Annotated in this window: 12 protein-coding genes; all 12 read right to left on the reverse strand. The window is 59.3% G+C overall.

Features of this window, described 5'->3' with window-relative positions:
- Positions 1 to 54: 54 nt before the first annotated feature.
- Entirely contained in the window at positions 55 to 1,494 is a 1,440-nt protein-coding gene (locus tag F3I21_RS02835) for a YchO/YchP family invasin (protein ID WP_082678686.1), read from the reverse strand.
- A 226-nt stretch (positions 1,495 to 1,720) separates the two neighbouring features.
- A complete protein-coding gene (cheZ, locus tag F3I21_RS02840; RefSeq protein ID WP_058757663.1) occupies positions 1,721 to 2,362 on the reverse strand; it encodes a protein phosphatase CheZ in 642 nt (213 codons plus the stop codon).
- Positions 2,363 to 2,371: 9 nt separating this feature from the next.
- Positions 2,372 to 2,761 carry a chemotaxis response regulator CheY gene (gene cheY, locus F3I21_RS02845; RefSeq protein ID WP_021506272.1) on the reverse strand — a complete coding sequence of 130 codons (390 nt, stop codon included), beginning with the start codon at positions 2,759 to 2,761 and terminating at the stop codon, positions 2,372 to 2,374.
- Positions 2,762 to 2,800: 39 nt separating this feature from the next.
- Positions 2,801 to 3,850, reverse strand: a complete 1,050-nt coding sequence (locus F3I21_RS02850) for a chemotaxis response regulator protein-glutamate methylesterase (RefSeq protein ID WP_021506273.1) — start codon at positions 3,848 to 3,850, stop codon at positions 2,801 to 2,803.
- Positions 3,847 to 4,722, reverse strand: a complete 876-nt coding sequence (gene cheR / locus F3I21_RS02855) for a protein-glutamate O-methyltransferase CheR (RefSeq protein WP_031279190.1) — start codon at positions 4,720 to 4,722, stop codon at positions 3,847 to 3,849. Before cheR ends, F3I21_RS02850 begins: the two co-directional genes overlap by 4 nt.
- A gap of 104 nt (positions 4,723 to 4,826) precedes the next feature.
- A complete protein-coding gene (locus F3I21_RS02860; RefSeq protein ID WP_058785637.1) occupies positions 4,827 to 6,506 on the reverse strand; it encodes a methyl-accepting chemotaxis protein in 1,680 nt (559 codons plus the stop codon).
- A 153-nt stretch (positions 6,507 to 6,659) separates the two neighbouring features.
- Positions 6,660 to 8,321 carry a methyl-accepting chemotaxis protein gene (locus F3I21_RS02865; protein WP_150058259.1) on the reverse strand — a complete coding sequence of 554 codons (1,662 nt, stop codon included), beginning with the start codon at positions 8,319 to 8,321 and terminating at the stop codon, positions 6,660 to 6,662.
- A gap of 173 nt (positions 8,322 to 8,494) precedes the next feature.
- The gene (locus F3I21_RS02870; protein ID WP_141495524.1) at positions 8,495 to 10,168 is read right to left on the reverse strand and encodes a methyl-accepting chemotaxis protein; all 1,674 of its coding nucleotides are present in this window, start codon (positions 10,166 to 10,168) and stop codon (positions 8,495 to 8,497) included.
- 172 nt (positions 10,169 to 10,340) lie between these two features.
- On the reverse strand, positions 10,341 to 10,838 hold the full coding sequence (gene cheW / locus F3I21_RS02875; RefSeq protein ID WP_021506278.1) for a chemotaxis protein CheW: 498 nt from the start codon (positions 10,836 to 10,838) through the stop codon (positions 10,341 to 10,343).
- Between the two features lie 22 nt (positions 10,839 to 10,860).
- Positions 10,861 to 12,852, reverse strand: a complete 1,992-nt coding sequence (cheA, locus tag F3I21_RS02880) for a chemotaxis protein CheA (RefSeq protein ID WP_190286075.1) — start codon at positions 12,850 to 12,852, stop codon at positions 10,861 to 10,863.
- 10 nt (positions 12,853 to 12,862) lie between these two features.
- Positions 12,863 to 13,894, reverse strand: a complete 1,032-nt coding sequence (gene motB, locus F3I21_RS02885; protein WP_021506280.1) for a flagellar motor protein MotB — start codon at positions 13,892 to 13,894, stop codon at positions 12,863 to 12,865.
- Positions 13,891 to 14,778, reverse strand: a complete 888-nt coding sequence (gene motA / locus F3I21_RS02890) for a flagellar motor stator protein MotA (RefSeq protein ID WP_021506281.1) — start codon at positions 14,776 to 14,778, stop codon at positions 13,891 to 13,893. Before motA ends, motB begins: the two co-directional genes overlap by 4 nt.
- Positions 14,779 to 14,811 lie beyond the last annotated feature (33 nt).

The raw sequence follows: 14,811 nt of genomic DNA on the forward strand, positions 1-14,811 counted from the left end.
GAGGATGCAGCAAAGGGCAGCTCCGGCTGCCCTTTTTCTCTGGTGCCGCGCTGATTATGGCGCCAGCAGGTCGAAGCGGTTTTCGCCCCCCTGCTCCAGCATCACCGGCGGCTGCACCTGCAGCGTAATCCAGTTGGAAGTCACGCGATTTTGCTTGCTGTCCTCCAGTGTCACTGACAGGCGATAACTGTTGTTCGCCTCAGGCGACGCATCCCACGCCGGCATAATAATACTCCAGCCCTGCGGGTCGTTGGGATCGGCACCCGGCGTCAGGCTCAGCGCCTGCGTATCGCCCTGCCAGCTGACTTTACTGATTGGATGCGCACTGCGGATCTGCAGTTTCAGCGGCAAACTCTCGCCCGCATTAAGCTGCCACGGCGGCGTGGCGAGGAATACCGACAGGGTTTTACGCTGGCGAAACTCCAGCACCGGCGTATTGCTGCGCGTGACCAAATCATAGCGGCTACCGCGCAGCGAACGCGCGGCGGCGACGTTATCCGGATTGAGCTGCTGACTGAGCGCCACGCCAAAGCGGTAATTAAGACGTAAGCCGAGCTGATCCTGGCTCTCGCCTTCATTACTGGTTTTGTGGCTGGCCGATACGGTGACCAGCGGCACTGGCGTGTAGGAGACGCCCAGCGTCAGCGCTGAAGGATTGTGGTAGCTGTTGCCGGAATTAAACAGATCGACATTGTTGCCGAGATACTGCTGCCAGCTGACCGACACGCCCAGCTGGCGGTAAAACGGCAGATAGCCCTGGGTGGTAACATCATACCCGCGCGCCAGCCGCTGCTGCTGGAACGGGTTGCGATTGCGCCAGCCGGACAGCGGCGTGTAGTAGTTGGCGGATAAGCGCAGGTAATCGCTCCAGGCCTCGGTGCCCAGCGAAGCGCGCTGCAAGCCGCTGTCGAACAGCCGATCAACGAAGCCGTTATAGCCCAGCAGCCAGCTGCCGGCCACCCAGCGCTGTCCCAGCCCGGCATTGCCCACCAGCCCGTCATCGGTCTGGTGCACGCCCAGCTGGCTGAACGTGAGGTAATTGTAGCGATCGGCCCATGGCGTCAGCAGCGAAGCCCCGCTGCCGCTGAAGTTGCCCTCCATATCGACGTTAAGATCGATCTGTGCCTGGCCATAAGGCGACAGCAACGACTGCCCTTCATCCGCAACCCGGGTAGCAACCTCATCACGAAAATGGTTAAACGCCCAGATTCCGGCCTGCTGACCCAGCGTGGTATCGCTGTCGCTGTTCTGGCTGGCCTCACCGATGCTTTTGGCAATACCCGCCAGCTTTTTACTGAACGCCGACGTATCGTCCTGATAGCCCAGCGCCGGTAATTCATCAGCAATTTTCTGGAAACGTGCCGGATCGGCAAACGGTGTTGCGGAGACGTCGCTGTTGTCGGTGAAGGCCTGCGCAGGCGCAACGGCCGCCAGTACAGGGGCCCCTAAAGTTACAGCAGCGAAAATTTTGCGGGTCAGAACCAATGGCAGCATAGCAAAAGAGTAGTCGTTTCAGTTTAGAATTTGAAGTAGCTCACAAAACTGTACGAGGTTACCTTAACATATCCTTGCGCCAACGTAGGACTTGTCTTGCTATGTTTCAGAATTTACGCCACCCGCGGGCATGCAGGGCGATCAGACGGGAAAACACGTCGTGCGTTCCCCTCTCCCGGGCGGGAGAGGGTTCGGGTTCGGATGCGGGTTGAACACCCGATCAGCATTAAAAACCTAAACTGTCCAGCAGGTCGTCAACCTGATCCTGGCTGGATACCACACCTGGCGCGTTAGCATGGATCTGCGGACCGTTCAGCAGGCTGTTGCCCTCTTTACGTGCCGCCGCATTGGCTTCCGGCATGTTCTCCAGCAGTACCATCAGCAGCTGACGTTCAATCTCCTGGATCACATCCATCATGCGCTTGATTACCTGACCGGTCAGGTCCTGGAAATCCTGCGCCATCATGATTTCCAGCAGCTGCTTGTTGGTGTACGCCGTGTGAGACGGAACGTCGTCAAGGAACTGGCGCGTATCCGAAACCAACTCGCGTGCATCCGCCAGCTCGATCGGGTTTTCAAACCAGGCATCCCAGCGGCCTTTCAGCTGGGTGGCGCCGGCTTCCATCTGGTCCTGGTGTGGCTGCGCCGCTTCCACACAGTTCAGCGCACGTTCCGCTGCCTGTGCGGTCATCTGCACCACATAATCCAGACGGTCACGCGCGTCCGGAATCGCTTCTGCCGCTTCGGCAATGGCCTGATCCAGCCCCAGTTCGCGCAGGCTGTCACGCAGCATACGTGTCAGAGAGCCAATCCGGGCAATAATCTCGTGTGCCGAAGCTTCTTCAGTTGGTTTCGGAAGGTCGCTCATCACATCTCCTTACATACCCAGTTTTTCGAAGATTTTGCCCAACTTCTCTTCCAGCGTGGCGGCGGTGAAAGGCTTCACCACGTAACCGCTGGCACCGGCCTGCGCGGCGGCGATGATGTTCTCTTTCTTGGCTTCGGCAGTGACCATCAGCACCGGCAGTTTGCCCAGCGTGGCGTCGGCACGAATGGTCTGCAGCAGTTCCAGACCGTCCATGTTCGGCATGTTCCAGTCAGAGATAACGAAATCGAAGCCGCCTGCACGCAGTTTGGTCAGGGCGTCGACGCCATCCTCGGCCTCTTCCACGTTATTGAATCCCAGCTCTTTCAGCAGGTTACGGACGATACGACGCATCGTGTTGAAGTCGTCCACTACCAAAAAGCGCATGTTTTTATCAGCCATATCTACTCCTGTGTTGTCTTGTCCGGCAGGACCGGCTCGTTAAATTCGCAATGCCTGTCCGGCGCTAATTTTGGCCAGCATATGCTGGCTGATGTGGCCCAGATCGACCACTTCACTGGTGCCGCCCATCGCTATCGCTTCGCGCGGCATACCAAATACCACACAGCTGGCTTCATCCTGGGCGATGGTCCACGCGCCGGCGCGGTGCATTTCCAGCATCCCGGCCGCGCCGTCGTTGCCCATGCCGGTCAGAATGACCCCCACTGCATTTCGCCCGGCGTTGACCGCAACCGAGCGGAACAGGACGTCCACCGACGGTTTATGGCGGTTCACCGGCGGTCCGTCGTTCAGTTTCACCACGTAGTTGGCACCGCTGCGCGCCAGCTCCATGTGCATCGCGCCCGGCGCGATATAGGCGTGACCGGGCAAAATACGCTCGCCGTCTTCCGCCTCTTTCACGGTAATCTGGCACAGCTTGTTCAGCCGCTCGGCAAACGAGCGGGTAAAACCGGGCGGCATATGCTGCGTAATCAGCAGCGCCGGGCTGGTGGCCGGCAGCGGCTGCAGCACATGGCGAATCGCCTCGGTGCCGCCGGTTGAAGAGCCGATAGCAATCAGCTTTTCACTGCTCAGCAGCGGTCCCGCTTTCAGCATTACCGGCTGCGGCGTGGCGGCACGCGCATGCAGTTTGGCGCGCGCGGCGGCGCGAATCTTGTCGGCGATCATCTGGCTGTAGGCCAGCATGCCTTCACGGATGCCGAGCTGCGGCTTGGTGACGAAATCCACCGCGCCTAACTCCAGCGCACGCAGCGTCACTTCCGATCCTTTACCGGTCAGCGACGAAACCATCACCACCGGCATCGGCCGCAGGCGCATCAGTTTTTCGAGGAAGTCGAGGCCATCCATGCGTGGCATTTCGACATCCAGCGTCAGCACCTGCGGGTTGTACTGTTTGATCAAATCCCGCGCTACCAGCGGGTCCGGCGCCGTCGCGACCATCTCCATATCGGGATGGCTGTTGATGATCTCCGTCATCAACTGGCGCATCAGCGCGGAATCATCCACGCACATCACGGTGATTTTGCTCATCGTCTTTCCTTGGTCAGTCCATAGACAGTCTGTCCACGCAGCCAGAACTCTTTACTGATCTGACTGAAGTTTTCCGAATGCCCGGCAAACAGCAGACCGCCCGGCTTCAGCAGGGGGACAAAACGGCGCAGAATTTGTTCCTGCGTCTCTTTATCGAAATAGATCATCACGTTACGACAGAAAATCGCGTCGAACGGCCCCGGCAACGCCCAGTCGTGCGCCAGTAAATTGAGCTGCGCGTAGTTCACCATGTTGGCCAGCTCGCTGCGCACGCGCACCATGCCGGCGTGCGGACCGGTGCCGCGCAGGAAGAAGCGCTGCAGCTGCGACTGCGATAAGGTGCGCAGCTCCTCCTGGCGATAAACGCCCGCTACCGCTTTCTCCAGCACCTGGGTATCAATATCACTGGCGTGGACGGAAAATTTCCCCGGTCCGGTGCCCAGCGTTTCCGCCAGCGTCATGGCAATCGAGTACGGCTCTTCACCGGTTGAAGCGGCGGTGCTCCACACGCTGTAGTTGCCGCTGCGTTTGCGCGCATGCTCTGCCAGAATCGGGAAGTGGTGCGCCTCACGGAAAAATGAGGTCAGGTTGGTGGTCAGTGCGTTAATAAACGCCTGCCACTCGGCACTGTTCGGGTCCTGCTCCAGCAGCGCCAGATAGCGACCAAAATCATCAATATTCAGCATGCGCAGCCGACGTACCAGACGGTTGTAAACCATCTCGCGTTTGTGGTCGGCCAGCACGATGCCCGCACGCTGATAGATCAGCTGGCTGATACGACGAAAATGTGTATCGGAAAGCGGCAGGCGCTGCACCATTTGTGAGAGCAGCGTCGTGGCTTCATTTTGATCCAATAACGTCGATTTCTTCATTTCGGGTCACCCGGCAACAAACTGATTAAATTGTGATACTGCGGTTGCTACTGTGCTGCCAGTGCACACCATTCACACGGGCCGCCCTGCGGCGGCCACAAGGGTTAAAAGGTTTCCCAGTTATCGTCAGCGCCACGAGCTCCTGCCGCTGGCGCCAGCGCCTGCGGTGCAGACGGACGCGCAATTTTTGGCGCTGTAGTTACGTTAACGGCCTGGGCGACAAATTCTTTACCAATATTGAACACCGCCACCGACTGTTTCAGTCGGCTGGCCTGATCTTCCAGCGCCGCTGCCGCCGTCGCGGACTCTTCCACCAGCGCGGCGTTCTGCTGGGTGACGCGGTCCATCTCGTTCACCGCCAGGCCAACCTGGTCGATACCGCGGCTCTGCTCATCGGAAGCCGAGGCGATTTCGCCCATGATGTCGGTCACGCGCGTCACCGCGTTGACGATCTCGCTCATGGTTTCGCCCGCGCTCTCTACCAGCACCGAGCCGGTATTGACGCGGCTGACCGAATCTTCAATCAGGCCTTTGATCTCCTTCGCCGCCTGCGCGCTGCGCTGGGCCAGACTGCGCACCTCGCCCGCGACCACGGCGAAACCACGCCCCTGCTCACCGGCGCGTGCCGCTTCCACCGCAGCGTTCAGCGCGAGGATATTGGTCTGGAAGGCGATACCGTCAATCACGCTGGTGATATCGGCAATCTTCTTCGAGCTGCCGGCGATGTCCTTCATGGTGCTGACCACGCCATCGACCACTTTGCCGCCCTGCTGCGCCGTTTCGGACGCGTTCAGCGCCAGCTGCGACGCCTGACGGGCGTTTTCCGCGTTCTGCTTCACGGTAGCGGTCAACTGCTCCATGCTGGCCGCGGTCTGCTCCAGCGATGCGGCCTGCTGTTCGGTACGCGAAGAGAGATCGTTGTTGCCCATGGCGATTTCGCTGGCGCCGGTGTAGATGGCGTCGGAACCGTCGCGCACGATGCGTACGGTGCGCGCCAGCTCCTGCTGCATGTGCTGCAGCGAACTGAGCAGGTCGCCCATTTCGTTGCGCACGCTGAGATCGACCGGCTGCGTCAGATCGCCGCGCGCAATATGGCGGATGTGCTCAATGCTCTGCTGCAGCGGACGGATCAGCGCCGTACGCATGCCGCTCCACACCAGCGCAATCACCAGCAACGTCACCAGCAGCGTACCGACCACCAGCATAATCGCGTGTTGGTAAGCGCTCTCGTTGGCGTCAATGCCCTGTTTTGCCAGCACGATGTTGTAGGCGAGCCAGGCGTTGTAATCCTTTTCAAATTTGTCCTGAAAACCCTGCGTTGGCTGATCGACGAAGCCTTTAAAGTTACCGGCACTGAGAAAATCAATCAGCTCGGCCAGCGCCCCGCGAAACGCGTTGTAGTTGGCCTGCAGCGTCAGCACGTTCTCCGCGCTTTTGCCCTTTTCCGACAGGTTAGCGTTGAACTCGGCAAAGCTCTGATCGGCGGTTTTCAGCTCCGTATTGGCCAGCGCCACCAGATCTTTTACCGTGGCACCGGAGCCGGCCTGCTGACTGTCCAGCAGATAGCGGATACCGGCACGGTTCAGCGTGTTACGCGCCTGTACCAGCGAAACCCATGAGGTGCCCATCGCCCGCTGCAGGGTGCTAAGACGTTGGTTGTACGCAAAATTATCTTTATCGGCTTTCACCGTTGAAAAAAACATTCCTCCGGAAAACAGCTGCAGTAAGGCAAATAACGCCAGCACGCACAGCAGGCCGGATACCACTCGAACACGACTAAACATAAACACCTCATTAATTGGCGGATCGCTGGTGTTATCGGCGCGCAGGCGCGGATCTTTATGTGAGGTGAAAGGGGTAAGACCAGCAGCAAACCGGAGAAGGGCCAGCCACGCGACCCTCTCCCGCAGCGGGAGAGGGGACGATTCAGGCAATGATTAAAACGTTTCCCAGTTTCCGTCACTCACCGGGGCCGCAGCGGCTTTGCGCACCGCCGGCGGTGTCGTGGCTACCGGGGGACGCACGGCGACCGCTGCCGACGCGCGCGGAATGCGGAACACCGCCACCGACTGGCTCAGGCGGCTGGCCTGCTCCTCCAGCGAGGCCGCAGCGGCGGCCGACTCTTCTACCAGCGAGGCGTTCTGCTGCGTGACGCGGTCCATTTCGGTCACCGCCTGGCCCACCTGGTCGATGCCACGGCTCTGCTCATCCGAGGCCGAAGCGATTTCGCCCATGATGTCAGTCACGCGCGTCACCGCACCGACGATATCCTGCATGGTGTCACCTGCGGTGCCGACCAGCTGCGAACCGGCGTTAACCCGGCTGACCGAATCGTCAATCAGTCCTTTGATCTCCTTCGCCGCCTGCGCGCTGCGCTGCGCCAGGTTACGCACCTCGCCCGCTACCACGGCAAAACCACGGCCCTGCTCACCGGCGCGCGCGGCTTCGACCGCCGCGTTAAGCGCGAGGATATTGGTCTGGAAGGCAATGCCGTCGATCACGCTGGTGATATCCGCGATCTTCTTCGAACTGCCGGCGATGTCATGCATGGTGCGCACCACGCCCTCAACCACGTCACCACCTTTGCGTGCGGTCTCCGACGCGCTGAGCGCCAGCTGCGAGGCCTGCCGGGCGTTCTCGGCGTTCTGCTTCACCGTGGCGGTGAGCTGCTCCATGCTGGCCGCGGTCTGCTCCAGCGACGCCGCCTGCTGCTCGGTGCGCGCCGAGAGATCGTTGTTGCCGGCGGAGATTTCGCTGGCGCCGGTAAAGATGGCGTCCGAGCCGTCGCGTACGTTGCCGACGGTGTGCACCAGCGACTGCTGCATCTCATGCAGACTGCTGGCCAGCTGGCTCATTTCGTTACGCCCTTCAACGGTGATGGTCTGCGTCAGATCGCCTGCGGCGATATGACGAATGTGACCGAGCAACTGATGCAGCGGCTGAATCAGCACCGTGCGCAGGCCAAACCAGCAGGCGACGATTACCGCGATCACCATCACTGCGACGATCGCCAGCAGCCACATCATGGTGTGGAAGGCACGCTGGTTCTGCGCCACGCCCTCAGCGGCTAAAGCACTCTGCGCGCTGCGCCACTCTTCATAGGTGGCTTTCATTTTGACCTGCTTGGCTTCGATGTTCTGATCAAACATGCCCTGCAGATCGTTGGCTTTCAGCCGGGCCAGCATCGCCTTCAGGCCGTTATTGAACGCGGCATAATCTGCTTCCAGCCGGTCGCGCAGCGCATCAGACAGTCCTGGCGTCGCGGGCAAATCGTAATAGCGCTGATAGTGGCCGGCCGCGGTGTCGAGCTGTTTCTCCGTCTGCGCGATAAGTGCGTTAAGCTGGCCGCCGTTGGTCTGTGACGCCATGCTGCCCTGCATGCGCAGCATGGCGCGGTTGAGCACGGTACGGGTTTGATTGAGTTCAATCCAGGCATCGGACATGGCAGCGACGTTATTACTTGACGTTTGTGCCACAGCAAACGCCTCTTTATCTTTTTGTAATGCCGACCAGAACAGCCCGCCGGACAGTAATTGCATAGCACCGAACACCAGCAGGACGGCGATCAGGCTGGTGACGACGTTGATTCGTTTTAACATGGTGTCTCCAAAAAGGGGGGTTACGCCCTGTTTATCGACCGCTGCGCTGAATATTTGAGAGGGTTTACCGGACTTTACGAGGGATAATGCTGAATAAAAGCTTTTTTACAGCGTTTTATAAGTAAAGAAAGCAGGCGATGAGGGAGCGGCGCGTTGTCCGCTCCCGTTTCAGCTTAGAACGTTTCCCAGTTGGCGTCGCTGACCGGCGCGGTCAGCGCTTTGCGTGGCGCACTGGCCTGCGGGGGAGCGATCTGCGGATGGCGCACACCCGTACTGCTGGCAGGCTGAGCGCCACGTGGAATGCGGAACACCGCCACCGACTGGCTGAGACGGCTGGCCTGCTCCTCCAGCGAGGCCGCCGCCGCCGCCGACTCTTCCACCAGCGAGGCGTTCTGCTGCGTGACGCGGTCCATCTCGGTCACCGCCTGGCCGACCTGATCGATACCGCGACTCTGCTCGTCCGATGCCGAAGCGATCTCGCCCATGATGTCGGTGACGCGCGTCACCGCATTGACGATTTCGCCCATGGTATCGCCCGCCGTGCCGACCAGCTGTGAGCCGCTGTCAACGCGACGCACCGAGTCTTCAATCAGCCCTTTGATCTCCTTCGCCGCCTGCGCGCTGCGCTGGGCAAGGTTGCGCACTTCACCGGCCACCACCGCGAAGCCACGGCCCTGTTCCCCGGCGCGCGCCGCTTCGACTGCGGCGTTGAGCGCGAGGATGTTGGTCTGGAAAGCGATACCGTCAATCACGCTGGTAATGTCGGCAATCTTCTTCGAACTGCCAGCGATATCGTGCATGGTGCGCACCACGCCTTCGACCACTTCTCCGCCTTTCTGCGCGGTTTCCGATGCGCTGAGCGCCAGCTGCGAGGCCTGCCGCGCGTTCTCGGCGTTCTGCTTCACCGTGGCGGTGAGCTGCTCCATGCTGGCCGCAGTCTGTTCCAGCGACGCCGCCTGCTGTTCGGTACGCGCCGAGAGATCGTTATTGCCGGCGGAGATTTCGCTGGCCCCGGTAAAAATGGCGTCCGATCCGTCGCGCACGTTGCTGACGGTGCGCACCAGCGCCTGCTGCATCTCCTGCAGCTTGCTCGCCAGTTGGCTCATTTCATTGCGTCCTTCGACGGTGATGGTCTGGGTTAAATCGCCCTGCGCAATGTGTTCAATGTGCTGGATGCTGTCGTTGAGCGGCTTAATCAGCACCTTACGCAGGCCGAACCAGCACAGCACGATCACGCCCACCACCAGCGCCAATACCAGCCCCAGCAGCCACATCATGTGCTCGTAAGCGGCGCTGTTCGCCGCCACGCCGGCCGCCGTCAGACGATCCTGATCGGCGCGCCACTGGGTGTAGTTTTCCAGAAAGGCACTTTGCGTCGGAGCCACCGGTACTTTGCCGGCTGCGGCGGTATCGTTGTGCTGCAGTACCTGCTGCATCTCAGCCAGCGCACTGGCGTAAGCTTTATAGGTCTGTTCCAGCTGCTGGTTGAGCTGCAGGTTCTGGCCCGGCGTGTCCGGCGTGTTTTTAAACAGCGTGAATTTGTCCTGCGCCGTCTGCTGGAACGTGCTGCTCTGCCCGAACAGCGTACTGATGTCAGCTTCGGTGCCGGTCAGTTTACTGGTGGCAATACGCAGCTGGATACGCGTCAGGATCACGCGGCTTTGGTTAAGGCTCATGTAAGCATCATTGATGGCGGCAATGTTTTTGCTCGCCAGCTGAGAGGTATTGAAACTTTTTTTGTCGTCACTCAGCGCTTTGAAAAACAGCGAGCCGGAAGCCAGCTGCAGTACGCCAAACACCAACAACACCAGCAACAGGCTGGTCACAACGCGGATTTTCGTAAACATAGTTTGCCCTGGGAAATGAAGAAAAATCGTGCAATACAGTTATCGACCTGGCGGCGGGAATATTGAGCGAGGGCAGGAAATATTTGTGGGCTTTGCTATTGATTTATAACGGTTTAATAAAGGATGTAATAGTCACGGGCCGCATCAGCGACCCGTGTCTCTCTGCGAACGATTATGCGCTACGCAGCGTATCCACCAGCGCCATCTCTTCACTGCTCAGCAGTTTTTCGATGTCGACCAGAATCAGCATACGCTCGCCCAGCGCACCGAGGCCGGTGAGGTACTCGGTCGACATGGTGACAGCAAATTCCGGTGCCGGACGGATCTGATCCTGCGTCAGCGACAGCACGTCAGACACGCCATCCACCACGATGCCGACCACGCGATGCTCAAGATTCAGCACGATCACCACGGTGTTTTCGTTGTACTCCACGTCCGGCTGCGAGAACTTCACGCGCAGATCGATAATCGGCACAATCACGCCACGCAGGTTAGTCACGCCCTTGATGAACTCCGGCGTGTTAGCGATACGCGTTACCTGATCGTAACCACGAATCTCCTGCACTTTAAGGATATCGATGCCGTACTCTTCGTCACCGAGGGTGAAAACCAGGAACTCCTGGCCGACGGTTTCGCCGGCGATTTTCGTCACGGTTGCCATGTCAGTCATTTTTTTACCCTTTCGTTATCTGTTACGCTGCGGCACCGGCCACACGCTTCTCACGGTTCAATGATTGCAGTGCCGATACGTCGACAATCAGCGCAACGCTGCCATCGCCGAGGATGGTGGCGGCGGAAATGCCCGGCACTTTGCGGTAGTTGCTTTCCAGGTTCTTCACCACCACCTGATGCTGACCAATCAGCTGATCGACCAGCAGCGCATAGCGACGACCTGCGCTCTGCAGGATCACCACGATGCCCTGCGTGGCGTCGGTTTTGGCGTTCTGCACGTCAAACACGTTCCACAGTTCAACCAGCGGCAGGTACTCGCCGCGCACTTCCAGTACGCGCTCGCCACCGGCCAGCGGTTTCAGCTCTTCAGCCGTGGGCTGCAGTGACTCCATCACCGCGTTCAGCGGCAGAATGAACACTTCGTCTGCCACGCGCACCGACATCCCGTCGAGGATCGCCAGCGTCAGCGGCAGCAGAATGCGAATGGTGGTGCCTTTGCCCTGCTTCGAGGAGATTTCGACGTGACCGCCCATCTCCTGGATATTACGTTTCACCACGTCCATGCCGACGCCGCGGCCTGATACGTCGGTCACCTGTTCGGCGGTCGAGAAGCCTGGCGCGAAGATCAGCATGCCGACTTCTTCATCGCTCATGCTGTCGCTGACCGGCAGGCCGGATGAGAGCGCTTTCGCCAGGATACGTTCACGGTTCAGGCCGGCACCGTCATCGATCACTTCGATACAGATGTTGCCGCCCTGGTGTTCCGCGGACAGCGTCAGATTGCCGACCGCCGTTTTGCTGGCGGCCAGCCGTTTTTCCGGGGTTTCGATGCCGTGGTCGAGGCTGTTACGCACCAGGTGCGTTAACGGATCGATAATGCGTTCAATCAGGCTCTTATCCAGTTCAGTTGAGCTGCCGAGCAGCGTCAGTTCAACCTCTTTGCCCAGCTTGCTGGCCAGATCGCGCACCAGACGCGGGAAGCGGCTGAACACGTACTCCATCGGCATCATACGAATCGACATCACCGATTCCTGCAGGTCGCGGGCGTTACGCTCCAGCTGACCCATACTGTTAAGCAGGTCACCATGTGCCACCGGATCCAGCGCACCGGAGCGCTGCGCCAGCATTGACTGGGTAATCACCAGCTCGCCGACCAGGTTGATCAGCTGGTCAACTTTTTCCACCGCCACGCGAATACTGCTGGATTCGCTGCTTTTGGCGGGCGCGGCGGCACGCTTGCTCTCACGCTTCACCGCCGGAGTAATGTCGGTGACGGTCGCCGTTTGCTGCACCGGCGCTTCGGCTTCGGCCTCTGCGACGGGCGCGGCGGCAATGGCGGCGGGTGCGGCGTCCTGCGGGAACTGAATCTGCGCTTCATCAATCACGAAACACAGCACCGCCACGATATCGTCTTTGCCGACACCGTCGATGGTGGCTTCCAGCGAGCTGGCGCCTTTCACCACATCGGTCAGGGTGCCGAGGTTGCCCAGCTCTTCCAGCAGCAGATCCGGCTCTTTCTCTTTCAGATTGATCAGCTGCAGGCGCAGGCCGCTGCTGGCAGGTGCGGCAGGTGCTGCCACGTCGGCGAGCGCCACCACCGGTGCGGCGGCTTGCGGGGCTATTCCTTTGGCTTCCAGCGCCAGCTGGCGCAGGGCTTCACAGATGTAGTTAAAGCTTTCTGCGTTTGGCTCCTGCGCGGTTTTATAGGCATCGAGCTGTTCCTGCATAATATCTTTGGTTTCCAAAAACAGGTTGATGATGTCGGTGCTGAGCTGCATTTCGCCACGGCGCGCACCATCCAGAATGTTTTCCAGGATGTGGGTGGTTTCCTGTAAAACCGTAAAGCCAAACGTACCGGCTCCGCCCTTAATGGAGTGGGCGGCGCGGAAGATGGCATTCAACTGCTCGGAATCGGGCTCCTGGGGATCCAGTCCCAACAGGTGTTGCTCCATATCCGCTAACAGCTCATCGGCTTCATCAAAAAACGTCTGGTAAAAATCGCTGATGTCCATGCTCACGGGATCACCTCGGCTGTGAGGGTTGGTCTGGTGTCACCGCGCTGGCGGCGGGCGGTGCCGCTGCCGGCGGATTCGCCGCGGCTGCCGGTGTGGCCGGTGCTGCGGTAGAACCCGTGGGGGCAGTTGGCGCCGCCGGACCAGCCGGTGCGGTAATGCTAGGTAAAATCTGCGCCGGGTCACTCACCTGAACGGCATCGCTCTCGGCATTCTCTTTTTCAATCGCCGCTTCGGTGTCATGGTTCAACACCAGCAGGCTGATACGACGGTTCACCGCGTCGTTGGCGCCGCGGTTTTTCAGTTTCATGGTGTCGGCCATGCCGACCACGCGCAGCATTTTGCCGCCGTCCAGCCCGCCCGCCACCAGCTCACGGCGTGAGGCATTGGCACGATCCGCCGACAGTTCCCAGTTGCTGTAGCCGCGATCGCCGCTGGCGTACTGGAAGTCATCGGTATGACCGGACAAACTGATTTTGTTAGGAATATCATTCAGCAGCGGCGCAATGGCGCGCAGGATATCGCGCATGTACGGCTCCACTTCAGCGCTGCCGGTTTTAAACATCGGGCGGTTCTGGCTATCGATAATCTGAATGCGCAGCCCCTCTTCCACCATGTTGATGATCAGATGCGGACGCAGCGCTTTCAGGCGCGGATCGGCCTCAATCAGCTGGTCGAGTTTTTCACGCAGCCGGTTCAGGCGAATGTCATCCAGCTGGCGCTTTTGCGCATCCATATCGACCTGTTTTTGCACTTCGCCTTTCTTCTGCGTCGGATCATCGCCGCCGCCGGGAATCGGACTTTCGCTGTCGCTGCTACGCTGACCGCCGGTCAGGGCGACCTTGAGCGGCGTTTTAAAATATTCGGCAATCTGCACCAGCTCCTGCGGATTGGCGATCGAGATCAGCCACATCACCATGAAGAACGCCATCATCGCCGTCATAAAGTCGGCATAGGCAATCTTCCATGAGCCATGGCTGCCTTCATGCTTTTTATGTTTGCGCCGTTTGACCAGCACAATCGGGCGATTACCGTGCTTCATGAAGGCGTATCCGAAGTCTGCTTAGCCGGGTTTTTCGCGTTGCGCACGTGCTCTTCCAGCTCGGTAAAGGACGGACGCTCGGTGGAATACAGGGTTTTACGACCAAACTCGACGGCGATCTGCGGCGCATAACCGTTCAGGCTGGAGAGCAGCGTGACTTTGACGCACTGCATCATCTTGGTGGTTTCCGCGCACTTCTGGCGCAGCACGGATGCCAGCGGCGAAATGAAGCCGTAAGCCAGCAGAATACCGAGGAACGTTCCCACCATGGCGTGCGCAATCAGCGCGCCCAGTTCTGCCGCCGGGCGGTCCGCGGAGGCCAGCGCGTGCACCACGCCCATTACCGCGGCGACGATACCAAACGCCGGCAGGCCATCACCGACTGCCGCTAAGCTTTGTGCTGGTACTTCGCACTCGTGTTCATAGGTTTCGATCTCTTCATCCATCAGGGCTTCGATCTCGAAAGCATTCATATTTCCGCTCACCATCAGCCGTAAATAGTCGGTAATAAAATCCACTAAAGGTTTATCGGACAAAATACGCGGATAGTTAGCGAAAATTTCGCTCTGGCTGGGATCTTCAATATCGCGTTCCAGCGACAGCATGCCCTGCTGACGTGATTTCGCCATCAGGCGATACAGCAGCGCCATTAAATCCATGTATACGGCTTTGTTATATTTTGAGCCGCGCATTAACAAGGGCAGCGCTTTTAGCGTCTTTTTAATCGATTTGCCGTTGTTGCCCACCAGAAACGCACCAATGCCGGCGCCGCCAATAATCAGCAACTCCGACGGCTGGTAAAGCGCGCCCAGATGGCCGCCTACCATCATGTAACCGCCCAGCACGGAACCGAGGACTACGATATAACCCACAATAATCAGCACAAAAACATCCTTACGTCCGTAACGTGTTGGTGG

Source organism: Pantoea sp. B_9, assembly GCF_008632015.1.
In the GTDB taxonomy this organism is placed as follows: Bacteria; Pseudomonadota; Gammaproteobacteria; order Enterobacterales; family Enterobacteriaceae; genus Pantoea; species Pantoea dispersa.

What these genes read in the sequence shown, in the direction of transcription:
- F3I21_RS02835 (WP_082678686.1), bottom strand. Translation starts at nt 1,494, where the DNA reads ATGCTGCCATTGGTTCTGACCCGCAAAATTTTCGCTGCTGTAACTTTA.
- cheZ (WP_058757663.1), bottom strand. Translation starts at nt 2,362, where the DNA reads ATGAGCGACCTTCCGAAACCAACTGAAGAAGCTTCGGCACACGAGATT.
- cheY (WP_021506272.1), bottom strand. Translation starts at nt 2,761, where the DNA reads ATGGCTGATAAAAACATGCGCTTTTTGGTAGTGGACGACTTCAACACG.
- F3I21_RS02850 (WP_021506273.1), bottom strand. Translation starts at nt 3,850, where the DNA reads ATGAGCAAAATCACCGTGATGTGCGTGGATGATTCCGCGCTGATGCGC.
- cheR (WP_031279190.1), bottom strand. Translation starts at nt 4,722, where the DNA reads ATGAAGAAATCGACGTTATTGGATCAAAATGAAGCCACGACGCTGCTC.
- F3I21_RS02860 (WP_058785637.1), bottom strand. Translation starts at nt 6,506, where the DNA reads ATGTTTAGTCGTGTTCGAGTGGTATCCGGCCTGCTGTGCGTGCTGGCG.
- F3I21_RS02865 (WP_150058259.1), bottom strand. Translation starts at nt 8,321, where the DNA reads ATGTTAAAACGAATCAACGTCGTCACCAGCCTGATCGCCGTCCTGCTG.
- F3I21_RS02870 (WP_141495524.1), bottom strand. Translation starts at nt 10,168, where the DNA reads ATGTTTACGAAAATCCGCGTTGTGACCAGCCTGTTGCTGGTGTTGTTG.
- cheW (WP_021506278.1), bottom strand. Translation starts at nt 10,838, where the DNA reads ATGACTGACATGGCAACCGTGACGAAAATCGCCGGCGAAACCGTCGGC.
- cheA (WP_190286075.1), bottom strand. Translation starts at nt 12,852, where the DNA reads ATGGACATCAGCGATTTTTACCAGACGTTTTTTGATGAAGCCGATGAG.
- motB (WP_021506280.1), bottom strand. Translation starts at nt 13,894, where the DNA reads ATGAAGCACGGTAATCGCCCGATTGTGCTGGTCAAACGGCGCAAACAT.